This window comes from Massilia suwonensis, assembly GCF_042655665.1.
Lineage (GTDB): Bacteria > Pseudomonadota > Gammaproteobacteria > Burkholderiales > Burkholderiaceae_D > Telluria > Telluria suwonensis.
The window spans coordinates 2462093-2488195 of the sequence record NZ_JBHSMR010000013.1 but is presented as its reverse complement, the minus strand read 5'-3'; the positions used below and the strand labels follow the sequence as shown (position 1 = coordinate 2488195).

Sequence of the window (26103 nt, the reverse complement as noted above, 5' to 3'; positions counted from 1 at the left end):
CGGACTCGGCCGGCGGCGCGACAGCGGGTGGTCGCGCGTGGATTCATTCTAGCGCGGCCCGGCCCGGATCGGTGTGGCAAACTTGCATGCGATGGCCGTCCCGGACGCGCAAGCTACCCAAACGCGACATGCAGCGGTAAAGTATATGTATGTCCCGAAAAATGTCCCGTGCGACACGACGGGAATCCGAGCTGCTATCCTGCATCGCGGCGCTAAGGCCGCGTTTCTTTTTTTCAACAGACATGTTTATGCCGCATGCATTATCCACGTGCTGCCGGGTAGGGCCGGTCCAATCGTGATGGCCTTCGCCGTCCGGGTCGCGCGTTCGGCCCCGCTCGTCCTGTTTGCCCTGTGGCTGCTGGCCGGCACCGTCCATGCGCAGCCTGTGCGTCCCGAGGCGGCGAAGGAAGTCGCGGTCAAGGCCGCCTATCTGTATAAATTCGCCGGCTTCGTCGACTGGCCCCCCAGCGCCTTCGCCCGCCCCGACAGCCCGCTCGTGATCGGCGTGGCCGGCAACGACGAACTGGCCGGCCAGCTCGAGCAGCTGGTAGTGAACCGCAGCGTCGGCGGCCATCCGCTGGCCGTGCGCCGCCTGCGCCGCGGCGATGCGCCCACCGGTCTGCATGTGCTGTATGTGGGCGGCGCCGGTGCCGATCCGGGCGCCTGGAGCGAGCTGCTGGCCGGCGCGCGCGGCCTGCCGCTGCTGACCGTCGGCGAGGCCGCCGACCTGCCCAATAATATGATCCGCTTCGTCATGGTCGACCAGCACCTGCGCTTCGAGGTCGCCCTCGGCCCGGTCGCGCCGAGCGGCCTGAAAATCAGCGCGCGCCTGCTGGCGGCGGCCCTGCGCGTGACGGGGGCTTCATGAACGCCAGCTCCTCGATCCGCAAGAAGCTGGTGCGGGTGGTAATGGCCACCACCTTCGCCGCGCTGCTGGTCTCGGTCGGCCTGATCATCGCCTACGACCTGCGCAACTACCAGCGCTCGCTGGTGAACGACCTGTCGACCCAGGCCGAACTGGTCGGCCACATGACCTCGGCCGCGCTGGCCTTCGACGACCCGCGCCTGGCCGGCGAAAACCTGGCCCTGCTGCGCACCCGCCCGACCGTGAATGCGGCCGCCATCTTCGACGAGAACGGGCGACTGTTCGCTTCCTATTCGGCGGGCAAGGAAGCAACTACCTTCCCGTCGCGTCCCGAAGCGGCGGGCGCCCGCACCGAAGGCAATGCGGTGCTGCTGTTCCGCCCGATCGTGGAAAACGGCGAAACCATCGGCACGGTCTGGCTGCGCGCCGAGAACCGGATGCTGGCGCGCACCCTCGACTACCTCGCCATCGCGCTCGGCGTGATGCTGCTGGCCATGGGGACCGCCTACCTCCTGATGCGGCGCATGGGCCGCGTCATCACGGTGCCGATCGTGGCGGTGACCGAGATCGCGCGCGACGTGGTCGCCACGCGCGACTATTCGCGCCGCGCGCCGCGCCTGGGCAACGACGAGGCGGCGGAACTGGCCGACTCCTTCAATGCGATGCTGACCGAGATCGAGCAGCGCACGCGCGAGCTGGAAGACTCGAACGGAGAAATCGTGCGCGAAGCCCAGGAGCGCTCGCGCGCCCAGCAGGAAGTGATGCGCCTGAACGAGCAGCTCGAACACCGGGTCGACGAGCGCACCATGCAGCTGGCGCTGGCGAACGCCGAGCTGGCCAATGCGATCGACGAGGCGAGAAAAGCCAACCAGGCCAAGTCCGCCTTCCTGTCCTCGATGAGCCACGAGCTGCGCACCCCGCTCAACGCGATCCTCGGCTTCGCCCAGATCCTCACTTCCGAGTCGCTGCCCACCACCGAGGCCCAGAAGAAGGAATTCGCCAGCCACATCCTCAAATCGGGACGGCACCTGCTCACCCTGATCAACGAGATCCTCGACCTGGCGAAAGTCGAATCGGGCACCATCACGCTGTCGATGGAACCGGTGGCGCTGGGCGAGATCCTGACCGAATGCCAGACCATGATCGAACCGCTGGCGGCGGCGCGCGGCATCCGGGTGCTGTTCCCGCAGCAGGCGCAGGTGGACCATGTGGTGCTGCTGGCCGACCGCACGCGTCTGAAGCAGGTGCTGCTCAATCTGCTGTCGAACTCGATCAAGTACAACCGCGATGCCGGCGCCGTGGTGCTCGGCTGCCAGCAGGTCAGCCGCGAGCGCCTGCGCATCGCGGTGCAGGACACCGGCATGGGCCTGCGTCCCGACCAATTGGACAGCCTGTTCCAGCCCTTCAACCGCCTCGGCCAGGAAGCGGGCGCGCAGGAGGGTACCGGCATCGGCCTGGTGGTGACGCGGCGCCTGGTCGAACTGATGAACGGGACCATCGAGGTCAGCAGCAGCCCGGGCGTGGGCAGCGTGTTTACGATCGAACTGGGCGCGACCTCGCCGCAGGTCTCGCAGGCCGGCGCTTTCGAGGCGGCCGCGCCGGCGCTCGCCGCCGATGACCAGGGCACGCCGCACCTGCTGCTCTACGTCGAGGACAATCCGGCCAACCTGAAACTGGTCGAGGAGATCGTGCGCTTCCGCCCCGACCTGCGCCTGATCGCCGCCGGCGACGGGCCGCTCGGCCTGTCGATGGCGCGCGCGCACCACCCCGAGATCATCCTGATGGACCTGAACCTGCCCGGCATGAGCGGACTGGAAGTGCTGGCGCAGCTGCGGCGCGAGCCCGGCATGCGCGACATCCCCGTGATCGCGCTGACGGCGAACGCCATGCCGCGCGATATCGAGCGCGGCATCGCGGCCGGCTTCACACGCTATCTGACGAAACCGATCGACATCGACAAGTTCAACGAGGCGATCGACCTGACGCTGGCGCAGCTGCGCGCGCAGAAAGGAGCCGCCTCATGATCACGCAGGCCGACGTGCGGCGTGCGCGCATCCTGGTGGTGGACGACCAGCCGGTCAACGTCCAGCTGCTGGAATACCTGTTAAAGACCACCGGCTACGAGAACGTGCACAGCACGAGCGACCCGCGCCAGGTGGTGTCGCTGCACCTGAAGCACCGCTTCGACCTGATCATCCTCGACCTGCACATGCCGCACATGGATGGCTTCCAGGTGATGGAGGCATTAAAACCTCTGGAGAGCGAATCCTGGCTGCCGGTGCTGGTGGTGACGGCCGAACCGGACAAGAAGCTGGCGGCGCTGGAAGCGGGCGCGCGCGACTTCATCGGCAAGCCGCTCGACACGGTCGAGGTGATGACGCGCATCCGCAACCTGCTGGAAGTGCGGCTGATGCACCGCGAGTCGCGAGAATACGGGGTGCACCTGGAACGCACCGTGCGCGAGCGCACCGCGGCGCTGGGGCGCTTCAGGAGCGCGATGGACGCCACCACCGACGGCATCTTCCTAATCGACGCGGCCAGCCTGGCCCTGGTGGACGTGAGCGACGGCGCCTGCCGCATGCTGGGCTTTTCGCGCGAGGCGCTGCTGCGCATCGATCCGGTGGCGCTGGGCCTGACGACCAAAGCCCAGCTCGAGCGCCACCTGGCGACGAATGGCGCGGCACACGAAGCCGACATCAACGAGACCGAACTGCTGCGCGCCGGCGGGGAGGGCGCGGTGCCGGTCGAGATCAGCTGGCAGTGGCAGGAGGCAGGGACGAGTAAACTCCTGATCGCGGTCGCGCGCGACATCTCGGAGCGGCGCCTGGCGCAGCAGCGCCTGAAGCACCTGGCCAGTTTCGATGCGCTGACCGGCCTGCCGAACCGCACCCTGTTCTTCCAGAACCTGCGCGAGACGATCGAGCTGGCGCAGGATAAAGCCTGGCGCGTGGCGGTGCTGTTCATCACGCTCGACCGTTTTAAGATCGTCAACGATTCGCTGGGGCCGGCGCTGGGCGATGAGCTGCTGCGCCAGTTCAGCGACCGCCTGGTGCGCGTGCGCGGGCAGCGCGGCGCGGTCGGGCGCCTGGGCGGCGACGAATTCGCCGTCATCCTCAGCATGACGCGCGAGCAGCAGGACGAGGCGGCGCACCTGGCCAACGAGATCCGCGAATCGCTGCGCGCGCCTTTCGACCTGAACGGCCAGCAGGCCGTGCTCACCGCCAGCATCGGCATCGCCATGTATCCGGACGACGCGACCGAGCCGCAGACCCTGGTGAAATACGCCGATACGGCGATGGTGCGCGCCAAGGAAGCGGGGCGCGACGGCTACCGCTTCTTCACGGCCGGCATGAACGTGCAGGTGCTGGCCCGGCTCGACCTCGAGGTGGCGCTGCGCAGCGCCCTGGAGGGGGATCAGTTCGTACTGCATTATCAACCCAAGCTCGAACTGTCGACGGGACGGGTGTGCGGCGTCGAGGCGCTGCTGCGCTGGCTCCGCCCGGGCCACGGCCTGGTGTACCCGGCCGAATTCGTGCCGGTGCTCGAAGAGACGGGGATGGTGGTACGCATCGGCGAGTGGATCATCATGGAGGCCTGCCGCCAGATCGCCGAGTGGCACGAGCAGGGCGTGCGCGACGTGCGGGTGGCGGTCAACGTATCGAGCCGCCAGTTCGTCGAGGGCGACCTGGAAGGCGTGGTGCGCGCCGCGATCCAGACGCACGGCATCGAACCGTCCATGCTGGAACTGGAGCTGACCGAAAGCGCGCTGATGACGAATGCCGGGCGCACCATCGAGGTGCTTGAACGGCTCAAGCAGCTGGGCATCCGCATCGCGATCGACGACTTCGGCACCGGCTACTCGAGCCTGGCCTATCTGAAACGCTTCCCGATCGACAAGCTCAAAATCGACATCGCGTTCGTGCGCGACATCGTCACCAATCCGGACGACGCGGCCATTGCGCTGGCCATCATCAGCATGGCGCACAGCCTGCACATGCAGGTGATCGCGGAAGGCGTCGAGACGCGCGCCCAGATGGCTTTCCTGCGCCGCCACCGCTGCGACGAGATCCAGGGTTTTCATTTTTCGCGCGCGCTGTCGGCAAGCCAGCTGGCCCAGCTGGTGCGCGAGAACCGCGAAACGCCGACCCGCCCGACTTCGGACGACAGCAATGTGCAGACCATCCTGGTGGTGGACGACGACGTCGACACCCTGAGCACGCTGCATCGCCTGCTACGGCGCGATAACTACCGCGTGCTGACGGCGGCGACGCCGACCGAGGCCTTCGAGCTGCTGGCCTTGTACCACGTGCAGGTCGTGATGTGCGACCAGCGCATGCCGGTCATGAGCGGCACCGAGTTCCTGAGCAAGGTGAAGGAAATGTACCCGGATACGATGCGCATCATCCTGTCCGGCTACACGGGCGTGCAGACAGTGCTCGAATCGATCAACCGCGGGGCGATCTACAAGTTCTATACGAAGCCGTGGAACGACGCGGAATTGCGCGACAACGTGCGGCTGGCGTTCCGGCATTACTGGATGGAGCACGGGCCGTACGACGACCGCAAGGTGCCGCGGACGGGGTAGGTGAGCACGATGCCGGCGTCCGCGTGGGCACGGAGTGCCCACCCTACAAAACCGGCGCCGTTCGTAGGGTGGGCACTCTGTGCCCACGCCGTAAGATGCATGCAAAACGTCGAACAATCACTCGCCGCTGAAGTGATCCCACCCCTGCACATCCATCTCCACAGGCTTCCCGGCCGCATCCACGAATCGCAATCCCGGCTCGGCCTCGATCCTGCCCACGCGCGTGACCGGCACCCCGACTCCCGCCGCCGTCGCGATCACGGCCTCGCGTTGAGCCGCCGGCGCCGTGAAGCACAGTTCGTAGTCATCGCCCCCGGCCAGCGTAAACCGGCGGCGCAGCGCCAGCGATTGCTGCGCCAGCGCCGGACCGGCCGGCAGCGCATCGACGTCGAGCGTGGCGCCGACCTTCGAGGCGTCCAGGATGTGCGCCAGGTCGCCGACCAGGCCGTCGGAGATGTCGAGCGCCGCGTGCGCCAGCGGCAGCACCGATAGCGCGCGCCCGAGTTCGACCCGGGGAGTCGGCAGGTGCATGCGCGGCGCGGCCAGCGCCAGGTCGTCGGCGTCCAGCGCGACTTCCTTCCAGTAGCCGGCCAGCGCCAGGCGCGCGTCGCCCAGGGTGCCCGAGATCCAGATGTCGTGCCCGGCGCGCGCGGCGTCGCGCCGCAGCGCGTGGCCGGGCGCGATCTCGCCGAAGACGGTGATGCAGATGGCCAGCGGCCCGCGCGTCGTGTCGCCGCCGATCAGTTCGCAGTCGTGTTCATCGGCCAGCGCGAACATCCCGTTCGAAAAGGCTTCCAGCCACTCGGGGTCGGCGCCGGGCAGCGAGAGCGCGAGCGTGAACCCGATGGGTTTGGCGCCCATTGCGGCCAGGTCGGATAAATTCACGGCCAGGCATTTATGGCCCAGCATGCGCGGATCGGCGCCGGCGAAGAAATGGCGGCCCTCGATCAGCAGGTCGGTCGAGATCGCCGTCTGCATACCGGGCGTCGGAGCGAGCAGGGCGCAGTCGTCGCCGATGCCGAGGACGGCGTGGCCGGTACGGGCACGGCGGAAGTATTGTTTGATGAGGTCGAATTCGGAAAGCATGGGTCAATTCTACCGTCCGCGTCCCCATATCGAATGATTGTCATCGCGGCAATATTGGTATTTATCGGATTTGCTTATACGATGACGCATCGTATTGGTTAAGCTTATGGTTCTCCATGCGTGGAAAATACGTAGCCAATTGATAGCCGAATGAAAGAGTCAGTCTGATAAAATTGGAGGTTCCCCTCTAAGTTCAGGAAGGCTGCATAGCATGGATTCGTCATCGGACAAAAAAGAAGAACTGCGCCAACAACTGCGTGCTGCAGCGCTCGAATACCACCAGTTCCCACGTCCGGGAAAGATCGCCGTCACCCCGATCAAGGGCCTGCTCAACCAGCGCGACCTGGCCCTGGCGTACTCGCCGGGCGTCGCAGCTCCTTGCGAAGAAATCGTCAAGGACCCGGCGGCCTCGTACAAGTACACCTCGCGCGGCAACCTGGTGGCCGTGATCTCGAACGGCACCGCCGTGCTGGGCCTGGGCAACATCGGCCCGCTGGCCTCGAAGCCGGTGATGGAAGGCAAGGGCGTGCTGTTCAAGAAGTTCGCAGCCATCGACGTCTTCGACATCGAGATCAACGAAAGCGACCCCGATAAACTGGTCGACATCATCGCTTCGCTGGAACCGACCTTCGGCGGCGTGAACCTGGAAGACATCAAGGCTCCCGAGTGCTTCTACATCGAGCGTAAACTCCGCGAGCGCATGAAGATCCCGGTCTTCCACGACGACCAGCACGGCACCGCGATCATCGTCGGCGCCGCCATCCTCAATGGCTTAAAGGTTGTCAACAAGGACATCAAGAACTGCAAACTGGTCGTTTCCGGCGCCGGCGCGGCGGCCCTGGCCTGCCTCGACCTGATCGTCGACCTCGGCTTCCCGATCGAGAACATTTTCGTGACCGACCTGGCCGGCGTGGTCTACAAGGGCCGCGTCGAACTGATGGACCCGGACAAGGAACGCTTCGCGCAAGACACGCCGCACCGCACCCTGACCGACATCGTGCCGAACGCCGATATCTTCCTCGGCCTGTCCGCCGGCGGCGTGCTGAAACCCGAGATGGTCGCGCAGATGGCGCCGAACCCGATCATCCTGGCGCTGGCCAACCCGAATCCGGAAATCCTGCCGGAAGACGCGAAAGCCGTGCGCAGCGACGTCATCATCGCCACCGGCCGTTCGGACTACCCGAACCAGGTCAACAACGTGCTGTGCTTCCCCTACATCTTCCGCGGCGCGCTGGACTGCGGCGCGACCACCATCACGCGCGAAATGGAAATCGCGGTGGTGCACGCGATTGCCGACCTGGCGCACGCCGAGCAGTCGGACGTGGTCGCGACCACCTACGGCATCAACAACCTGGCCTTCGGTCCGGAATACCTGATCCCGATGCCTTTCGATCCGCGTCTGCTGACCCACATCGCGCCGGCCGTTGCCAAGGCCGCGATGGAAGGCGGCGTCGCCACCCGTCCGATCGCGGACCTGGACGCCTACGCCGAGAGCCTGCAGCAGTTCGTGTACCGCAGCGGTTCCTTCATGAAGCCGCTGTTCCAGGTCGCCAAGAGCGCGCCGCCGGAACTCAAGCGCATCGTCTACGCCGAGGGCGAGGACGAGCGCGTGCTGCGCGCGGTGCAGGTGGTGGTCGACGAAAAGCTGGCGCGCCCGATCCTGGTCGGCCGTCCGGCCGTGCTGGAGCAGCGTATTGAAAAATTCGGCCTGCGCCTGAAGCAGGGCGTGCACTTCGACGTCATCAATCCCGACTTCGACGAGCGCTACCGCGACTACTGGCAGACCTACCACCAGATGGTGATGCGCCGCGGCGTGACCGCGGACATGGCCAAGCTGGCGATGCGCCGCCGCCATACGCTGATCGGCGCGATGATGATCCACAAGGGCGACGCCGACGGCATGATCTGCGGCACCTACGGCACCACCTGGACCCACCTCGACTTCATCGACAAGGTGCTGGGCAAGCGTGCCGGCGCCAAGGTGTACGCGGCGATGAATTTCGTCATCACCGACGAGCGCCAGCTGGCGATGGTCGACACCCACGTCAACGAGAATCCGACGGCCTGCGAGCTGGCCGAGATCACGGTCATGGCGGCCGAGGAGCTGGAACGCTTCGGCATCACCCCACGCGTGGCGCTGCTGTCGCACTCGAACTTCGGCACCTCCGACAGCGAGTCGGCCCGCAAGATGCGCGAGGCGCTGGCCCTGGTGCAGCAGAAGGCGCCGAACCTGGAAGTGGACGGCGAGATGCACGGCGACGCCGCGCTGGATTCCAAGCTGCGCAGCAAGATCATGCCGCAATCGACCCTGAAGGGCGACGCCAACCTGGTCGTGATGCCGGACATCGACTCGGCGAACATCGCCTACAACCTGCTCAAGACGGCGGCCGGCAACGGCATCGCGGTCGGTCCGGTCCTGCTCGGCTGCGCCAAGCCGGTGCACATTTTGACCCCGTCGGCGACCGTACGCCGCATCGTCAACATGACGGCGCTGTGCGTGGTCGATGCGGTGTCGAACCGGTGAAATGATTTGAACGACCGGGCTGACGAAAGTTCAGCCCGACTGATGATCCATTGAGTGGACTCACAGGCGAGCGTGCTCGCCTGTTTTTTTGGGCGGACACAAGTAACAATCCGTAAGCAGGGGGCGCAGGCCGGCGGCGATGACCGATACTGTCGTATCGATGTTGCTATGGCGGCAATTTTTCCTGTCCTTCCTGAGGTGCGGCAAGAATGTTCTGCTACAATATTGGGTTGCCATCAGCTCGTCTAGCTTCAGTCCATTCATCCGGGATTTCGCATCATGCAACAACCAACAAAAAGAGCCGTAATTACCGGCATTACCGGCCAGGACGGCGCCTACCTGGCGCAATTGCTGCTCGACAAGGGCTACCACGTGACGGGCACCTTCCGCCGTGCCAGCTCCACCAATTTCTGGCGTATCGAAGAGCTCGGCATTGATACCCATCCGAACCTGTCCCTGGTCGAATTCGACCTGACCGACCTCGCTTCCAGCCTGCGCCTGATCCAGAATGCCGCGCCCGACGAGGTCTATAACCTGGCGGCGCAAAGTTTTGTCGGCGTCTCCTTCGACCAGCCGCTGACCACGGCATCGATCACCGGCCTGGGCGCCGTCAACCTGCTCGAAGCCATCCGCATCGTGAACCCGAAGATCCGCTTCTACCAGGCGTCGACCTCGGAAATGTTCGGCAAGGTGCAGGCCATCCCGCAGGTCGAGGAGACCCCGTTCTATCCGCGCAGCCCCTACGGCGTGGCCAAGCTGTACGCCCACTGGATGACGATCAACTACCGCGAGAGCTACGGCATCTTCGGTTCGTCGGGCATCCTGTTCAACCACGAGTCGCCGCTGCGCGGGCGCGAATTCGTCACCCGCAAGATCAGCGATTCGGTCGCCAAGATCGCCCTCGGCAAGCTCGAGGTGCTCGAACTGGGCAACCTCGACGCCAAGCGCGACTGGGGCTATGCGCGCGAATACGTCGAAGGCATGTGGCGCATGCTGCAGGCTGAACGGCCCGACACCTATGTGCTGGCCACCAACCGCACCGAGACCGTGCGCGATTTCGTGGCCATGGCCTTCAAGTCGGTCGATGTCACGCTCGACTGGCAGGGCAGCGGCGAAGCCGAAACGGGTGTTTGCACCCGCAGCGGCAAGGCGCTGGTGCGCGTGTCGCCGCGCTTCTACCGTCCGGCCGAAGTCGACCTGCTGATCGGCGATGCGGCCAAGGCCAAGCGCGAACTCGGCTGGGAGCCGCAGACGACGCTCGAAGCCCTGTGCCAGATGATGGTCGAAGCCGACCTGCGCCGTAACCGGCAGGGCGCCTCGTTCTGATATGCGTTCCCTGGGCACCGAGACCGGTTCCGCTCCCGCCGCTGTGCGCGAGGGCGAGGGCAAGCGTGCCCTCATTACCGGGCTGGGCGGCTTTACCGGCCGCTATGTCGCCGACGAGCTGACGGCGGCCGGCTACCGCGTCTACGGCACCGTCATGCCCGGCGACGCAGCCGGCCGCGACGTCTTCGCCGCCGACCTGTGCGAGCGTGGCGTGGTGGCCGCGCTGGTTGAGGAAGTCCAGCCGGACGTGGTCGTGCACCTGGCCGGCATCGCCTCGGTAGTGTACGGCGACGCGGGCCAGATCTACCAGGTCAACGTGGCCGGCACGCGCAACCTGCTCGAGGCCCTGGCCGGCGCGCGCCACAAGGCGTCCTGCGTGCTGCTGGCCTCGTCCGCGAACATCTACGGCAATGCCGACGTCCCCCTGATCGACGAGCAGGTCGCCCCGGCCCCGGCCAACGACTATGCGGTCAGCAAACTGGCGATGGAATACATGGCGCGGCTGTGGATGGACAAGCTGCCGATCGTCCTGGCCCGTCCCTTCAATTACACCGGCCGCGGCCAGAGCGAACACTTCCTGCTGCCGAAGATCGTCGGCCATTTCCGACGCGGCGCACGCCGCATCGAACTGGGCAACCTGGCGATCGCACGCGATTTTTCCGACGTGCGCAGCGTCGCGCTGAGCTACCGGCGCCTGCTGGCGGCGGCGCCGGCCGGCGAAGCGTTCAACGTCTGTTCCGGCCACACCCATTCGCTGGGCGAGGTCATCGAGATGATGTCCGAAATCGCCGGCTACCGTATCGAGGTCGAGGTCAACCCGGCTTTCGTGCGCGCCAACGACGTGCTGACCCTGTCGGGCAGCAACGCCAAGCTGGTGCGCACGATCGGCGCCGTCGCGCAGCAGCCCCTGTACGATACGCTGCGCTGGATGTACGGCGCGTGAACCCGCGTGGCGCCTTCCCCGGCTGGCCGGGCCCCGACGCCGCCTGAAGACAGGCGTCCCTTTTCCGATTCTATGCGCGTTCTCCACTTCTATAAGACCTATTATCCCGATTCCGTCGGCGGTATCGAGCAGGTCATCCGCCAGCTGTGCGTCGGCACCGGCCGCCTCGGCGTGACCAATACCGTGCTGTCGCTGTCGCGCGAAAAGAACCTGGCGCCGATCGCCTTCGAAGGCCATACCGTGCACCGCGTGCCGCTCGACTTCGAAGTCGCGTCCAACGCCTGCTCGGTGGCGTCCCTGGGCGCGCTGGCGCGCCTGGCGCGCGAGGCCGACGTCGTGCACTACCACTTCCCGTGGCCGTTCATGGACCTGGCCCACTTCGTGGCGCGCGTGAAGAAGCCGACCGTGGTCAGCTACCACTCCGACATCGTGCGCCAGAAGCGCCTGCTGCGCCTGTACCAGCCGCTCAAGCACCGCTTCCTGCGCAGCGTCGACGCCATCGTCGCCGCTTCGCCCGACTACGTGGAATCCTCGGCGGTGCTGGCGCGCTACCCGGACAAGACGCGCGTCATCACCTACGGCCTGGACCAGAGCACCTATCCGCAGCCGGATCCGGCGCTGCTGGCGCACTGGCGCGAGCGCGTCGGCCCGAAGTTCTTCCTGTTCGTCGGCGTGCTGCGCTATTACAAGGGCCTGCACGTGCTGCTCGAGGCCGTGGCCGGCACCGATTATCCGGTGGTGATCGTCGGCGCCGGGCCGGAAGAGGAGCGCCTGAAGGCGCAGGCGCGCAGTCTCGGCCTGAGCAACGTGATCTTCGTGGGCGCTGTCAACGAGGCGGACAAGGTCGCCCTGCTGACCCTGTGCCATGCGCTGGCCTTCCCCTCGCACCTGCGTTCGGAGGCTTTCGGCATCTCGCTGCTGGAAGGGGCGATGTACGGCAAGCCGATGATTTCCTGCGCCATCGGCAGCGGCACCACCTACATCAACATCGACGGCGAGACCGGCCTGGTGACGCCGCCGGCCGACGCCCCGGCCCTGCGCGCGGCCATGCGCACCTTATGGGACAACCCGGACATGGCGCGCCGGATGGGCGTGCGCGCCGGGCAGCGTTTCCAGGACGTGTTCACGGCCGAGCAGATGGCGCAGGACTATACGGCGCTGTACCGCGAAGTGATGGCGCGCCGCGCTGCCACGCCGGGCCTGCTAGTGCCGGGTATCGAACCCGGCACCGATCCTGCCAGGCCGGAGTAAGCTCAGGCAGCCACTGCTACCGGCGCTTCCACGGGCGCCTCCGCCCAGCGTACGCGCACGGTGCGGATCGCCGGCAGCTGGGCGACGAACAGGTCGACCAGGGCCGGATCGAAGTGCTTGCCCTTTTGCTGGACCAGGTAGTCCACCGCTTCCTCTTCGCTCCAGGCGCGCTTGTAGGGCCGGACCGAGGTCAGGGCGTCGAACACGTCGGCAATCGCCACGATGCGCCCCGTGAGCGGGATCGCTTCGCCGGCCAGCCCGTTCGGGTAGCCGCTGCCGTCGTACTTCTCGTGGTGGGTCAGCGCGATCTGGTGCGCCAGCTGCAGCATGCCGTCGCCATGCTCGCCGATGATCTCGGCGCCGATGGTCGCGTGGCTCTGCATGACCTTCCATTCTTCCGGATCGAGCGGACCCGCCTTTTGCAGGATGCGGTCGGGGATGCCGATCTTGCCGACGTCGTGCATCGGCGCGGCGTGCAGCAGGTCGTCCGCTTCCTGTTCCGTCATGCCGGCGGCCAGGCCCAGGATCTGGGCGAAGTGGCTCATGCGGATCACGTGCAGGCCGGTCTCGTTGTCCTTGTACTCGGCCGCCAGGCCGAGGCGCTGGACGATCGCCAGGCGCGAGGCTTTCAGTTCTTCCATCCGCACCAGCGACAGGTGGGTGCGCACGCGCGCGCGCACCACCGGCGGGCTGACCGGCTTGGTGATGTAGTCGACCGCGCCGGCCTCGAAGCCTTCCAGTTCGTCGGCCGTGTCGGACAGGGCGGTGACGAAGATCACGGGGATCGGCGCCGTCAGCGGATTGGCCTTCAGGGCCGCGCACACTTCATAGCCGTTCATCCCCGGCATCATCACGTCGAGCAGGATCAGGTCTGGCTTTTCCTTGTTCGCCAGCTCGAGGGCGCGCGCGCCGTCCTTGGCGAACAGCAGGCGGTAGTGGTCCTGCAGGATCTGGCGCAGCAGCTGCAGGTTGCTCGCTTCATCGTCGACCGCGAGGATCAGCGGGCGGTTACTGGTCATGCTCATTACGTCGTTTCCTGTTGCGTGCTTATGCGGGTTGTCGGGTCAGGCACCGTGTTCGCCCAGTGCCTCGAGCGCGGCGTCGAGCTGCTGCTGCGCGAGGTCGAAGTCGAAATCGGCAAGTGCCGCCTGGACCTGGGTGACGCGGGCGGCGGCCGGGTGGCCGGCCAGCGCGGCCGCCAGGGCGGCCAGTGCGGTGTCGTCGAGGGCGCCGCGGGCGAGCGCGTCGCGCAGCGCCTGGCCGGCGCGCAGGGCGCGCGGAAGGTCGGCGGCGCTCTCGGAAGACGGCAGGGCCGGCGCTTGCGCCGGACGTTCGGCGCGGATCATCAGCACCGCCGCGGCATGCGCCGCGTCGACTTTTACCAGCGCTTCCGGCAGCAGCGCCACGCCGGCCAGCAATTGACCTTTCTCGCCTTCGGCCAGCTGTTCCAGCTCGGCCAGCGCATCGGCCAGCAGTTCGAGGCCGACGTTGGCGGCCACGCCGCGTGCCTTGTGGGCCAGCATGCGCAGCGACGGGTAGTCGGCGCCTTCGAGGAAGCCGCGCAGGAACTGCGGCAGCATCGCGTGCTGGCTGTGGAAGTGTTCCAGCGCGTCGCGGTAGGCGTCGTCCTTGCCGCCCCAGCGGTTCAGGCCCGCGGTGCGGTTCAGGACGTGGCGCTCCAGCACCGGCGCCGGCTCAAGACCCGCCTGGCCCGAACCCAGGCCCAGCACGCGTGCGATCTCGTGCGACAGCGTGATCCAGTCGACCGGTTTCGAGGCGAAACCGTCCATGCCGACTTCCGCGCTGGCGCGGCGGTGCTCGGGCAGCACGCTGGCCGTCATCGCGATCACCGGGACGCGGGCGCGCCCGGTCGCCGCTTCGTGTTCGCGGATGCGGCGCGTGGCGGTCAGGCCGTCCAGCACCGGCATCTGGAAGTCCATCAGGACCAGGTCGAATTCCTGGCGCGCGCACATCTCGACCACGGCGCCGCCGTCGGACACCGCCGTCATCGTGTGGCCGCGGCGCGCCAGCAGCAGCTGCAGCAGTTCCAGGTTCTGCGGCACGTCGTCGGCCGCCAGCACGCGCAGCGGCGGCAGGGCGGCGGCGGTGCGCACGCGCGCCTGCTGCGGCGCGAAGCGCGCCACCACCAGCGGCAGCACCACGTGGAAGGTGGTGCCTTCGCCGATCACGCTCTCGGCCCAGATCGTCCCGCCCATCAGCTCGACCAGCTGCTTGCTGATCGTCGTGCCGAGACCGGTGCCGCCGAAGCGGCGCGTCATCGAGGCGTCGGCCTGGGTGAACGGGTCGAAGATCGCCTGCAGGCGGTCCTGGGCGATGCCGATGCCGGTGTCCTTCACGCTGAAATGCAGCTGCCCGTCCTGCTGCTCGGCGCGCAGGGTGACGCTGCCGGCGGCGGTAAACTTGATCGCGTTGTCGAGCAGGTTGGTGAGCACCTGGCGGATGCGCAGCTCGTCGCCGCGCAGATTGGTCGGCAGGGCCGGATCGTAGTGGATGTCGACCTGCAGGCCTTTTGCCCGTGCGTTGGCCGCCAGGGTCGAGGACAGCTCGTCGATCAGGGACAGCAGGTTGAAATCGTTGATCTCGAGTTCGACCGCGCCCTTTTCCAGCTTGGCCGTGTCGAGGATTTCGTTCAGCAGGCGCAGCAGGGAACGGCCGTTGCTGCGCACCGTATCCAGGTGGCGCCGCTGTTCCGGTGCCAGCTCTCCGTCGAGCAGGACGTCGGTGAAGCCGAGGATCGAATTCATCGGCGTGCGGATCTCGTGGCTCATGTTGGCCACAAACGAAGCGCGCGCCGCCGCGGCCTGCTCGGCGGCGTCCTTGGCATCGCGCAGCGCGTCTTCCATCGTGCGGCGCTCGCTGATGTCGAGGATCACGCCGTCGAGCCAGACCAGCTTGCCTTCATCGTCGCGCACGCCGGTGCCGTTTTCCCACAGCCAGCGGGTCGAACCGTCGGCATGCAGCAGGCGGTATTCGACCAGGTAAGGGCGGTCCTCGGCCAGCGCCGATTCGATCGCTTCCGATACGCGCACGCGGTCGGCGGCGTGGATCAGGGCGCCGAAGCTGCGGCGCGCCGCGGTGCCCGGCGGCTCGCCGATGAAGTCGCGCGCCGGGTAGCCGGCCACGCGCTCGACGGCATCGCTGATGAAGACCATTGGATGCGTGCCTTCGATGCGGCTACGGTAGGAGATGCCGGGAATGGTGCCGATCAGGGAGCGGAACTGCTGTTCGCTGGCGCGCAGGGCGGCCACCATCTCGCGCCGTTCGGTGATGTCGGTGACGAAGCAGACGAACAGCTCCTGGTCGCCCAGGCGCGCGTGGCCGACCGCGACGCGGATCGGCACCAGGCTGCCGTCGCGCCGCACGGCGTCGACTTCCTCGTTGTTCGGCGCCGCGTGGGCGCTGCTGTCGCGCAGGTAGCCGAGCAGGCCGCCTTCGTTGCTGCGTTCGGCGTCCGTCATCAGCAGGCGGATATTGCCGCCGACGATGTCGTCGTGCTTCCAGCCGAAGATCTTCTCGGCCGAGGCATTGAATTCCAGGACCGTGCCCTCGCGGTCGATCGTGATCACGCCGTCCACCGTGGTGGTCAGCAGGGCGCGCATCCAGGCTTCGCTGCGCGACAGTTCGAGATACAGCTGGCGGTAGCGCAGCAGGCCGTTTGCGGCAAGCACGACCACCGTGAACAGCACCGTGACCAGCGAGATCCCGAGCGCCAGGTAGGTCGTGTTGGAAGTGTAGGGCAGGTTCGGGTCGACCGTGCCGACGAAGCGGGCGGCCGCCATCGCGGTGTAGTGCATGCCCGTGACGGCGCAGCCCATGACGATGGCCGCCAGCAGCAGGCGCTTGCCTTCGCTCAGGTTGCGCAGGCGCGCCAGGCCGAAACGCACCCACAGCGCCAGCGTGGCCAGCACGACGGCCACCACGATCGACAGGCCGAACATCAGGGGATCGTAGCGCAGGTCCAGGCTCGTGCGCATGCCGGCCATGCCGGAATAGTGCATCGCGCCGATGCCGGCGCCGAGCAGCACGCCGCCCACGACCAGGGTGCCGGTGCCGATGCGCTCGCGCGCGATCAGGCTCAGGGCCACGAAGGAGGCGCCGATGCTCGGCAGGTTCGACAGGATCGTGATCATCGGGTCGTAGTCGACCTGGGTGCACAAATTAAAGGCCAGCATGCCGATGAAGTGCATGGCCCACACGCCGGCGCCGAGCGCCAGGCTGCCGGTGAACAGGAACAGGGTGCGCTGGTTGGTCTGCTGGCGCGCCTGGCCGGCGATCTGCAGGCCCATCCATGAGGCGAAAATGGCCACGAGCAGCGACAGCACGACCAGTTTCGGGTCGTAGATGCCGTAGCTAAGCATCGATGGGTCATCGGGCAACATGAAGAGCAACATGGGGATTCCAGCAAAAGAAGAAGCGCCCAGGGCGGGCGGCGTTATCGTCAGTATGACATTTTCCATGTGGAAAGTCTTGTCGGAATTTGCTGAAATTACTGAAAGCACAAGCATTCTGTCGCGGCTTTGCCACCATATGGACGAGCACGCCGTTGCGGCACCGGGCCCGGCATGCCGATGCGGTATGCTGTAAGCATGCGGGACGCTTTTCACGATGCCCCAGAGAGGTGCACGACATGCTGATTCGACAATTCCGATGGATGGCGCTGGCAACGCTGGCAGGACTGTGTGCGGCTCCGGCGCTGGCCGACGTGCGCGCCATGGCGGGTGAGGCGCCGCGCCGCCCGGTTTCCCTCTACATCACGACCGAAGCTGCGGCACCGTCGAGCATGCTCGACGGCGAAGGCAAGGTCGTCGGCATCTCCACCGACAAGGTGCGCGCCGCCTTCGAGCGCGCCGGCCTGGCCCATACCATCGAACTGCTGCCCTGGAAGCGGGCCTATGCCGCCGCCGCCGCCCGGGGCGACGCCTGCGTGTATTCCACCAGCCGCACCCCCGAGCGCGAGGCGCATTTTAAATGGGTGGGGCCGATCGACAGCGCGGAATGGGTCTTGATGGCGCCCGCCAACCGCCGCTTCGCACTGCGCACCCTGGAAGACGCGCGTCCCTACCGGATCGGCACCTATAACGGCGACGCGCGCGACCAGTTCCTGCGCAGCCGCGGTTTCCGCGTCGACTCCGCGCCCAACGATCTCACCAATCCACGCAAGCTGCTGCTGGGCCGCATCGACCTCTGGGCCGCGGCCCTGCGCGTCGGCAGTCCCGTGCTCGAACAGAACGGCTGGGCCGGACAAATCGTCCCGGTGCTCGTGTTCAACCGGATCGATGTTTATCTCGCCTGCAACCGCGCCGTGCCGGACGAGCTGATCGCGCGCCTGAACGGCGCCTTCGACGGGCTCGAACGCGACGGGACGATGCGCAAGATCGAGCGCGCCTACGATAACTGGTCGGTCCGGCAGCAGGGCAAATAGAAGGCAAACCAGCCCCGGTGGCGCCGCACGCTACCTGGACGGTCGCCGGGCAGTACTTTATCTGGCGCCGTTGCGGCGCGGCACAGCGTTTGCCAACATGGCCCCGTCCATTACGGAGGCCATCATGCAGCGTGTATTAATCGTTTCCCTGGTCAGCCTTGCCTTTGCCTGCGCCCCGGCCGGCGCGGCACCGGCAAGCGACCTGTCGGCGCCGTCGCAGGCCAGTGCCAATCTCTCGGCCGTCGTGGTCGGCGGCTCGGTCCTCACGGTCGCCGCCGCCGGCAGCGTCGTCGTCGCCAGCGTGCGCACGGTCGGCGAGGTGCTCGAGATCGTGCTCGAGGGCGCAGCCGGCGCCAGCCGCGCCACCGTGCGCGTATCAAGCAAGGCCGTCGGCGGCCTCTCGCTGGCCACCGGCACCGTACTGGAAGTGGTGACGGCCTCCACCGGCCAGGTGCTGGTCATGTCGGGCAAGGCGATTGCCTTCCTGCCGAACGAAGCAGGCAAGGCGCTGCTCCATCATGCGCGCGCCATTTAAATTTCTCGCGGGCGCCTTGCTGCTCGCGGCCTGCCGGGCTCACGCCGGCCAGGCCTGCGCCGACAAGCCGCTTACGCCGGGCGAGGTCGTGCGCTCGATGGACCTGGCCCAGCGCACCGTGCAGGCCCTGGAGGCCAGCGGCGCGCGCATGGCGCTGGTGGCGCGCGCCGGCCAGGATCTGAGCCGCTACGGCCTGCGCTATTCGCACATGGGCGTCGCCGTACGCGACCATCCGCGCGGACGCTGGACCGTCGTGCATGAACTCAACGATTGCGGAACGTCTGCCTCCGGCCTCTACTACGAAGGCATGGGCAATTTTTTCCTGACCGATTTGTACCGTTTCGAGGCGCAAATCCTCATTCCCGGCGAGGCCCTGCAGGAACGCATGGCGGCCCTGTTCGCCACGCGCACGCCTCTGCGCATGCACGAGGCGCACTACAACATGCTGGCCTACGTCTATTCGACCCGCTACCAGAATTCGAATCAGTGGGTGCTGGAAACCCTGGCCGCGGCCAGCGCGCCGGCGGGCCAGGTCGAAACACGGGAAGAGGCGCAGGCCTGGCTGAAGAGCATGCGCTACCAGCCGCCCACGGTCGAGGTCCCGGCCGCAACGCGCCTGGGCGCGCGCATGTTCCGCGCGAACGTTGCCTTCGATGATCACCCGTTCGACTGGCGTATGGCGGGGCAGATTGATACGGTGACGACGGATGCGGTGCGGCAGTTCGTGCGAACGGTCGATGCTTCGGTCAGGACGATGGTGGTCGACTAGCGGGTTAATGTTGTATTCAATGGCCACACATGAGTAACCTACTTGGTTAAAATAACCTTCTAGGTTAGAATCGGTCCATGGAAAAAAAGACCCCGCACTGTAAACTGACTGTCGTTCAGTCGATGATCAAAGCCGGCAAGGTGCGTGCCACCGTGAGTGCCACCATGACGGCTGCAGCAGTGGGTGTCCTGGGTACCGAAGCGATGTGCAAGCTTATCCTGTCGCTGACCACTCGCAATTTCTACAAGAGTATGACCACTCACGCTGACCACACGGTGTGGCAGGACGTGTACCACGGCGAGGTCAACGGGACTCGCCTCTACGTGAAGCTGACCGTTGTTGACGATGTGCTGATCGTTTCGTTTAAGGAGCTGTAATTATGAAATGCCCAATCTGCGGAGGGGCAGATCTCGTCCATGAAACGCGGGATCTCCCTTACACCTACAAAGGTAAGTCAACGACTATCAAAGGCATTGAGGGTGACTTTTGTCCTGCATGTGATGAAGGCATTCTTGCTCCTGCAGCGATAGATCGATTTGGATCAATTGCACAAGATTTCCATAAGCAAGTGAACGGTGAAGCTGGGGTGCCCGCGTTCATCCGCTCGATACGAAAGAAGCTTGGAATTGGACAGAAAGAGGCAGGAATGATCTTTGGAGGCGGCGTCAATGCATTCTCGCGATATGAAAACGGAAAGGCTGAACCTCCTGTGTCACTAATAAAACTGCTCCGACTCCTGGATAAACATCCTGAACTACTTGGCGAAGTGAAGGCAGCTGACGACAATAGTTATGCTGTTGCCGCGTAATTGCCTGCCTCAATCGGCCAATAACGGTTGCCAGTTCCTGAACCAGTTGCTGGCTTCTGCTTCCCAAGGAAACACGCCCGACGTATTCGGGAAAATGATCTGGTAGGCGCGGAACCCGGCGTCCTTGTACAGCCAGGACGTCCAGCCCATATATTGCTTGCGGTTGGTATCCGAGACTTCACCAAGCAGGCATTCGAAATCGCCTCCAAGCAGGCCGCTCACGCGCATACCTGACGCGATTGGTGTCCCGGACCGCATCTGCTCATAGCAAGCGTTGATCACGGACTGGCCGACTTCCGCACGGAGTCCGACCACGATCAGTTCAGGCAAGTTCAACGACTGTTCGATACCGAGTGAATAGGAAAAGGGTGGCAAATCATCCTCTCCGCACACATTGATAATGTGTAGGCCATGCTCGGCGATATCGGACAGTGCCTTTTCTTCCCCTGGATCGGCTTCGTGCGGTTTTTCCCAACACTCCCAGGGCGCCCCAACGAAGGGTCGGAAGGCGCCGTGGCCACGCGGCAGATCACTGATTTCCGCCAGCGTTGCATCGCGTTCGACCACGCATCCAAGGCACAGCAGCACGCATTCCCCCGGTTCTTCAGTCGTCGCATCGAGAAATTGCCAGTCGCCGTCCCAGTCATGTGCGACTTGCAGGACCGGCAGGCGCTCATGCGCCACCTTCGCGGTGCAATAGCTAACCGTGTCGACTGGATCGGCGAAAGGCCAGGAAGCGAAGCTGTGGGTATGGGTGGTCATCTGCGCTGCCTCATTGTTCCGCGCAACAAAAAACCCGCGATGTCAGAAAACATGCGGGTCATGAGCCTTGCTACTACAAAATTGTGGTGCCGGGAACCGGAATCGAACCGGTACGCCTCGCGGCGCGGGATTTTGAGTCCCGTGCGTCTACCTATTCCGCCATCCCGGCAACGCGCTCCGCATTATCGCTGATTTGGATTGCACCGGCAACAGTTTCCCGGTCTGAAAGAGGTGCAGGAGGCGGGGCGGCGGCCGGGCCGGCCAGGACCACCTGCAGGGCGCGCAGGGTCGGGATCGGGCCGACGACTTCGAGCACGTGCGGGCGGATGCGTACGCTGACCGAATGCGTGCGCCAGGAACTGACGCCCGCCTTGGCGTAGCGGATGCCGTCGGGGCCGGCGCAGACTTCCGAGAAGCCCAGGCCGCCCAGGGCGCTGTCGAGGGTGGTGCGCATGTGGCGGGCGTCGAAGCGGGTGCTGACGTCGAGGCGGCCGGGGGCGCTCGTGCACAGCGGCAGGGCCAGGCCGGCCAGCACCGGCAGCACGATGCAGGCGAGCGGGGCCTCGGGGTCGACCAGACGCAGGACGAGTACCAGCAGCGGTAGGCCGATCGCCATGGTGATCCCGTAGGCAGCCAGCGGAGACAGGCCGCGCAGGCCGGCGCGACGCGGTGCACCGACGATTTCCGAGAACATTACGCTTTTCATGTTGTCTCCTCTATGGGGCACTGCGATCGGCGTGGCTTTTGTCATTGTCGGCTCCGCTTGCGCCCTGGAGTTGACGTGACTCAAGGAAATTGGCGGGAACGCCAGCCTGGCGGCTGCGTTCCGCGCCGGCGTGCGTCAACGTGCCGAACCACCGCCACATTGCCGATGGAGACACCATGAAACGATCATTGTTCCTGCAGGGAGTCCTGCTTGCCGCCGTGCTCTCGGCCTCCCTCGCGGGCGCGCCGCAGGCGCAGGCGCAGGCAATCGAACGCAGCACGCCATTGAATACGGTACCCGACGGCGCCGGCGGCTTCAACGCCTTCTATGGCGACACGTTCACCGGTGCGCAAAGCGGCAGCGCCTTCATCGACCTGTTTACCTTCTCGGTCGACGGCACGCCTTTCGATGCGGCCGCTTCCGTGACCTCGTCCTTCCTCGATTCACCGGGCTCGAAGGACCTCCTGATCACGGGCTTCTCGCTGTACCGCTACGATCCGCAGACGCTGGCGGTGATCGGGAATGCAATCGCCGGCGTCGACCTGACGGGCTTCGGCAGCAATCCGGTCGATTCCTGGGCAGTGTCCGGACTCAACCTCGCCAGCGGTGCCTACGCGCTGCGGGTCGACGGCCAGGTGGTGGGCGCGTCGGGCGGCAGTTTCGGCGCCGACCTGACGGTGTCGCCGGTGCCGGATGCGCCGGCGTATGCGCTGCTGTTGGGCGGCCTGGCGGCCTGCGGGGCGCTGGCCCGGCGCCCGCGCAAAAGAAAAGCCGCCTAAAGAGGCGGCTTGGGATGGTTCAGGGTGCGCGCCGATAAAGGCGGAAGCGCTCGTCGCGGTCGGAGGCGCGCCGGCCTTCCCACAGCAGCGTGGCGCCGCGGATGCCCCAGGTGCGCGACAGCTTGCGGTCGTCGCGCGTCCTGAAGCTGTCGTGCAGCAGCACGTAGTCGCACTGATCAGCGCCCTGAGCACCCTGGCCGCCTTCGACACCGGGGAAGGGCAGGCGCCCATAGTAGGCGAACGAGGCGCGCTGGGCCGGGCCGACATTGCTGTCGATGCAGTTGGCGTCGTGCGGCAGCTTGGCGGCGAGCGCCTGCGCCACGCCGGCGTAGCTCTTGCTGTAGTTCAAGTCCGGCAGGAACAGGGTCATGAGCAAGACCCACAGCAGGATCAGGCCGCTCGACGAGAGCACGACGGCACGCCACAGCACCGTCCGCTGGCGCGACACGCGCCAGCGGACCAGCCAGATCCAGCCGATCGAGACGGCGGCCGCCACGGTGAACGCGACGATGCCGAACTCGGGCACGAAGCCCGGCACCAGTTTCAGTGCGTTGTGCGACAGCTTGGCCGGCCAGCCGGTGAGCTTGGCGATCCAGAACAGCCAGACCAGGGCCGCGAGGGTCGTCAGCGCCATCACTGAGAACCAGTCGATGGCATTGATCGCGCCGCGCTTCATGGTCGGCAGGCCGAAGGCGGCCATCAGGGCCAGCGGCGGCAGCAGCTTGAGCAAGTCGCCGTTTTCCGGCGTCGGGTCGCACAGGAAGAGCAGGGTCAGGGCGCCCAGGAAGGTCAGCGGCAGCACGATGTGCAGCATGTTTTGCTGGCGCCGCCAGGCCCAGATCGCCCAGCCGGCAAACGGCCAGGCCGGCCAGAAGAACCAGACGCCGATGCGGAAGAAGGCTTTGATCGAGGTCCAGCCCGGCATGGCAAGCTGCGCCATGTTGGTGCCGTACCAGGTCGCCACCGGCGATTCTCCGTAGGGCTGGATCAGCGCGGCCGGCAGCACCCAGGCCAGGGTGAGCGCAAGCGCGGCGGCGGCGGCGACACCCATATGGCGCAGCGCATCGCCCGGCGGGACGCGGAAGAAGCGCGTGCACAGCAGCAGCGCCAGCAGCAGGACGATCGGCGACAGCGGGCCGCGCGTGAGCGTCAGCGCGCCCAGCGACAGGCCGACCAGGGCCGCGTTGCGCACGCTGGCCGTCTCGATGTAGCGCACCGCGCGGTAGAGGAAATAGGCGACCAGCGAACCTTGCAGGGTGACGGCCAGGGTTTCGTGGCTGTAGAGCAGCAGGCCGAGCGAGCCGAGGTAGATCAGGACCGTGGTGTCGGCCAGGGTGCGGCCATAAGCGTCCGGTTCCGGCTGGCCGCCGAAGGCCAGGCGCAGCGGCTGGGCTTCGGGCCGGCGGCCGAGGTGGAAGGCGGTGTACCACAGCGACATGCCGCCCATCACGAAGATGCCGACGTTCGACACGCGCGCGGCCAGCACGTCGCCCAGGATCCAGCCGAACAGCTTGATGCAGAGCGCACCCAGCCAGAACGTGAGCGGGCCGTCCTCGAGCGCGGGCAGGCCGGCGATGTTCGGATACAGCCAGTCGTGCAAGCCGCCGCGTGCCATCGTCCACATGATGCCGAAGCTGCCGGCGTCGTCCTTCCACGGGTCGCGGCCGATCAGTCCCGGCAGGATATACAGCAGGCCGAGCGCGAACAGGGCCCAGCGCGGCAGTGCCAGCGTGGCGGCGGCGGGGAGACGGACTGGTTTCATCGATAAGTCTGATGCTGAAATGAATGTCGCGCTAGTATAGCGGCGAAAAAAAAAGAAGCCGGGAACCGGCTTCTTCTTGGGCTGCGTGGAAGCACTCGGCTCCCATGCGGATACAACTTAGCCGTTCGCGACCGAGGTCTTCGAACCGACGGCGCCGAACTTCTGGCGGAACTTCTCGACGCGGCCAGCGGTGTCGACGATCTTGTGCTTGCCGGTGAAGAACGGGTGCGATTCAGCCGAGACTTCGATCTTGATCAGCGGGTATTCTTTGCCTTCGTGGGTGATCGTCTCGCGGGTGGCGATGGTCGAACGGGTCACGAATTTGAAGTCGCACGACACGTCGTGGAAGACGACTTCACGGTAATCTGGATGGGTATCGGTTTTCATGTTTCTTGCCTTGGGTATGTTTGGTAGCCAAACAGCACTTCGTCGGTCGTCTTGCTTCTTGACCCGATTGCCGATCACTTGCCAGGGGTTGAGGTACTGCTGAACCCACGATTATAAAACGGTTGCGGGTTCAAGGCAACCGTGGGGGTGTTGTGACGTTTATCGGCGGGCATGCCCGCCCTACGAACGGCGCCGTAGGGCGGGCATGCCCGCGCGTAAACGGTGCGTTTCGACTGCGGGGAATGAAAAAGGGCAGCCGCAGCTGCCCCTATGGATGCTTTTAACGGTAATTACCCGCCGCGGCGCATCATGTCGAAGAATTCGATATTCGTCTTCGTCGCACGCATCTTGTCGAGGATGAACTCCATCGCCTCGATCTCGTCCATCGAGTACAGCAGCTTGCGCAGGATCCAGATCTTTTGCAGCTGGTCCGGCTTGATCAGCAATTCTTCGCGGCGGGTGCCCGACTTGTTCAGGTTGATCGCCGGGTAGACGCGCTTCTCGGCCAGGCGGCGCTCGAGGTGCACTTCCATGTTGCCGGTGCCCTTGAACTCTTCGTAAATCACGTCGTCCATGCGCGAGCCGGTTTCGATCAGGGCGGTCGCGACGATGGTCAGCGAGCCGCCTTCTTCGACGTTACGGGCGGCGCCGAAGAAACGCTTCGGACGCTGCAGCGCGTTGGCGTCGACACCGCCGGTCAGCACCTTGCCCGAGGCCGGGATCACGGTGTTGTAGGCGCGCGCCAGGCGGGTGATCGAGTCCAGCAGGATCACGACGTCCTTCTTCATTTCGACCAGGCGCTTGGCCTTTTCCAGCACCATCTCGGCAACCTGCACGTGGCGGGTGGCCGGTTCGTCGAAGGTCGAGGCCACGACTTCGCCGCGCACCGAACGCTGCATCTCGGTGACTTCCTCAGGACGCTCGTCGATCAGCAGGACGATCAGGGTCACGTCCGGGTGGTTCGCGGTGATCGCGTGGGCGATGTGCTGCAGCATGACCGACTTGCCCGACTTCGGCGACGCGACCAGCAGGCCGCGCTGGCCCTTGCCGATCGGCGAAATCAGGTCGACGATGCGGCCGGTGATGTTCTCGGCGCCGTTCATGTCGCGCTCGAGGCGCAGCGGCTCTTGCGGGTGCAGCGGCGTCAGGTTTTCAAACAGGATGCGGTGCTTCGAGGCTTCCGGCGATTCGCCGTTGACCTTGTCCACCTTTACCAGGGCAAAGTAGCGTTCGCCGTCTTTCGGGGTACGCACTTCGCCTTCGATCGAGTCACCCGTATGCAGGTTGAAGCGGCGGATCTGCGACGGCGAGATGTAGATGTCGTCGGTCGAGGCCATGTAGCTGGCATCGGGCGAGCGCAGGAAGCCGAAGCCGTCGGGCAGCACCTCGAGGGCGCCGTCGCCGAAGATCTGCTCGCCGGACTTGGCGCGCTTCTTGAGGATCGCGAACATCAGTTCCTGCTTGCGCAGGCGGGCTGCGTTGTCGATGTCGAGGCCGATGGCCATCTCCAGCAGCGCGGAGACGTGCATTGCCTTCAGTTCAGATAAGTGCATGTTGTGTGGGTGTCCCGTG

The 26103-nt window shown here is 65.8% G+C and carries 22 protein-coding genes and 1 tRNA gene; 14 read left to right on the top strand and 9 right to left on the bottom strand.

The features are described 5' to 3' along the window. Positions 1–298: 298 nt before the first annotated feature. Genes ACFPQ5_RS19265 through ACFPQ5_RS19255 form a run of 3 tightly spaced genes read left to right on the top strand, consistent with a single transcriptional unit; the run spans position 299 to position 5450 of the window. Positions 299–868 carry a TOL_0243 family YfiR-like periplasmic protein gene (locus ACFPQ5_RS19265; protein WP_379760161.1) on the top strand — a complete coding sequence of 190 codons (570 nt, stop codon included), beginning with the start codon at positions 299–301 and terminating at the stop codon, positions 866–868. Beyond that, positions 865–2889 (top strand): sensor histidine kinase, YfiR-like protein-associated, encoded by a 2025-nt coding sequence (locus ACFPQ5_RS19260; protein ID WP_379759495.1) that lies wholly within the window; start codon positions 865–867, stop codon positions 2887–2889. Before ACFPQ5_RS19265 ends, ACFPQ5_RS19260 begins: the two co-directional genes overlap by 4 nt. After that, positions 2886–5450 carry an EAL domain-containing protein gene (locus tag ACFPQ5_RS19255; protein ID WP_379759492.1) on the top strand — a complete coding sequence of 855 codons (2565 nt, stop codon included), beginning with the start codon at positions 2886–2888 and terminating at the stop codon, positions 5448–5450. Before ACFPQ5_RS19260 ends, ACFPQ5_RS19255 begins: the two co-directional genes overlap by 4 nt. A 117-nt stretch (positions 5451–5567) precedes the next feature. Here ACFPQ5_RS19255 and thiL read toward each other — a convergent pair whose 3' ends face one another. Beyond that, the gene (gene thiL / locus ACFPQ5_RS19250; RefSeq protein ID WP_379759489.1) at positions 5568–6536 is read right to left on the bottom strand and encodes a thiamine-phosphate kinase; all 969 of its coding nucleotides are present in this window, start codon (positions 6534–6536) and stop codon (positions 5568–5570) included. A gap of 211 nt (positions 6537–6747) precedes the next feature. Between thiL and ACFPQ5_RS19245 the strand changes: the two genes are divergently transcribed. The 4 genes from ACFPQ5_RS19245 to ACFPQ5_RS19230 all read left to right on the top strand — a co-directional run bounded on the left by ACFPQ5_RS19245 (position 6748) and on the right by ACFPQ5_RS19230 (position 12580). Next, a complete protein-coding gene (locus tag ACFPQ5_RS19245) occupies positions 6748–9060 on the top strand; it encodes an NADP-dependent malic enzyme (protein ID WP_379759486.1) in 2313 nt (770 codons plus the stop codon). Between the two features lie 279 nt (positions 9061–9339). Continuing rightward, the gene (gene gmd / locus ACFPQ5_RS19240) at positions 9340–10386 is read left to right on the top strand and encodes a GDP-mannose 4,6-dehydratase (protein ID WP_379759483.1); all 1047 of its coding nucleotides are present in this window, start codon (positions 9340–9342) and stop codon (positions 10384–10386) included. 1 nt (position 10387) lies between these two features. Next, a complete protein-coding gene (locus ACFPQ5_RS19235; RefSeq protein ID WP_379759480.1) occupies positions 10388–11329 on the top strand; it encodes a GDP-mannose 4,6-dehydratase in 942 nt (313 codons plus the stop codon). A gap of 72 nt (positions 11330–11401) precedes the next feature. Beyond that, a complete protein-coding gene (locus ACFPQ5_RS19230; protein WP_379759477.1) occupies positions 11402–12580 on the top strand; it encodes a glycosyltransferase family 4 protein in 1179 nt (392 codons plus the stop codon). Between the two features lie 2 nt (positions 12581–12582). Here the strand turns inward: ACFPQ5_RS19230 and ACFPQ5_RS19225 are convergent, their stop codons facing one another. Next, positions 12583–13605: a response regulator gene (locus ACFPQ5_RS19225; RefSeq protein WP_379759474.1), complete on the bottom strand. Its 1023-nt coding sequence runs from the start codon at positions 13603–13605 to the stop codon at positions 12583–12585. Between the two features lie 39 nt (positions 13606–13644). Beyond that, positions 13645–16992, bottom strand: coding sequence for an MHYT domain-containing protein (locus tag ACFPQ5_RS19220; protein ID WP_379759471.1), 3348 nt, complete (start codon positions 16990–16992; stop codon positions 13645–13647). On the opposite strand from ACFPQ5_RS19220, the gene ACFPQ5_RS19215 reads away from it, so the two are divergent. The 6 genes from ACFPQ5_RS19215 to ACFPQ5_RS19190 all read left to right on the top strand — a co-directional run bounded on the left by ACFPQ5_RS19215 (position 16979) and on the right by ACFPQ5_RS19190 (position 20135). Next, on the top strand, positions 16979–17185 hold the full coding sequence (locus ACFPQ5_RS19215) for a hypothetical protein (RefSeq protein ID WP_379759468.1): 207 nt from the start codon (positions 16979–16981) through the stop codon (positions 17183–17185). The two genes, ACFPQ5_RS19220 and ACFPQ5_RS19215, sit on opposite strands and share 14 nt — an antisense overlap. A 43-nt stretch (positions 17186–17228) precedes the next feature. Then, positions 17229–18023, top strand: a complete 795-nt coding sequence (locus ACFPQ5_RS19210; protein WP_379759465.1) for a substrate-binding periplasmic protein — start codon at positions 17229–17231, stop codon at positions 18021–18023. A 124-nt stretch (positions 18024–18147) separates the two neighbouring features. After that, entirely contained in the window at positions 18148–18558 is a 411-nt protein-coding gene (locus ACFPQ5_RS19205; protein WP_379759462.1) for a hypothetical protein, read from the top strand. Continuing rightward, complete coding sequence (locus tag ACFPQ5_RS19200; RefSeq protein WP_379759459.1) at positions 18542–19327, top strand: DUF2145 domain-containing protein; 786 nt, start codon at positions 18542–18544, stop codon at positions 19325–19327. Before ACFPQ5_RS19205 ends, ACFPQ5_RS19200 begins: the two co-directional genes overlap by 17 nt. Before the next feature lie 77 nt (positions 19328–19404). After that, a complete protein-coding gene (locus ACFPQ5_RS19195) occupies positions 19405–19704 on the top strand; it encodes a type II toxin-antitoxin system MqsR family toxin (protein WP_379759456.1) in 300 nt (99 codons plus the stop codon). A gap of 2 nt (positions 19705–19706) precedes the next feature. Further along, the gene (locus ACFPQ5_RS19190) at positions 19707–20135 is read left to right on the top strand and encodes a type II toxin-antitoxin system MqsA family antitoxin (RefSeq protein ID WP_379759452.1); all 429 of its coding nucleotides are present in this window, start codon (positions 19707–19709) and stop codon (positions 20133–20135) included. A 9-nt stretch (positions 20136–20144) separates the two neighbouring features. On the opposite strand, the gene ACFPQ5_RS19185 is transcribed toward ACFPQ5_RS19190, so the two are convergent. From ACFPQ5_RS19185 to ACFPQ5_RS19175, 3 genes are all read right to left on the bottom strand, one after another. Then, entirely contained in the window at positions 20145–20897 is a 753-nt protein-coding gene (locus ACFPQ5_RS19185; RefSeq protein ID WP_379759449.1) for a DUF4262 domain-containing protein, read from the bottom strand. An 84-nt stretch (positions 20898–20981) separates the two neighbouring features. Then, positions 20982–21066: transfer RNA gene (locus ACFPQ5_RS19180), tRNA-Leu, on the bottom strand. Further along, positions 21049–21603, bottom strand: a complete 555-nt coding sequence (locus ACFPQ5_RS19175) for a hypothetical protein (protein ID WP_379759445.1) — start codon at positions 21601–21603, stop codon at positions 21049–21051. The genes ACFPQ5_RS19180 and ACFPQ5_RS19175 overlap by 18 nt, the downstream gene beginning before the upstream one ends. Positions 21604–21779: 176 nt before the next feature. Here ACFPQ5_RS19175 and ACFPQ5_RS19170 point away from each other — a divergent pair, with 176 nt between their 5' ends. Next, the gene (locus ACFPQ5_RS19170; protein ID WP_379759442.1) at positions 21780–22382 is read left to right on the top strand and encodes an FxDxF family PEP-CTERM protein; all 603 of its coding nucleotides are present in this window, start codon (positions 21780–21782) and stop codon (positions 22380–22382) included. A gap of 19 nt (positions 22383–22401) precedes the next feature. Here ACFPQ5_RS19170 and ACFPQ5_RS19165 read toward each other — a convergent pair whose 3' ends face one another. The 3 genes from ACFPQ5_RS19165 to rho all read right to left on the bottom strand — a co-directional run bounded on the left by ACFPQ5_RS19165 (position 22402) and on the right by rho (position 26084). Then, the gene (locus ACFPQ5_RS19165) at positions 22402–24144 is read right to left on the bottom strand and encodes an ArnT family glycosyltransferase (protein WP_379759439.1); all 1743 of its coding nucleotides are present in this window, start codon (positions 24142–24144) and stop codon (positions 22402–22404) included. A gap of 117 nt (positions 24145–24261) precedes the next feature. After that, positions 24262–24531, bottom strand: coding sequence for a type B 50S ribosomal protein L31 (locus tag ACFPQ5_RS19160; protein ID WP_136220913.1), 270 nt, complete (start codon positions 24529–24531; stop codon positions 24262–24264). Between the two features lie 290 nt (positions 24532–24821). Continuing rightward, complete coding sequence (gene rho / locus ACFPQ5_RS19155; protein ID WP_136220912.1) at positions 24822–26084, bottom strand: transcription termination factor Rho; 1263 nt, start codon at positions 26082–26084, stop codon at positions 24822–24824. Between the last annotated feature and the right edge of the window lie 19 nt (positions 26085–26103).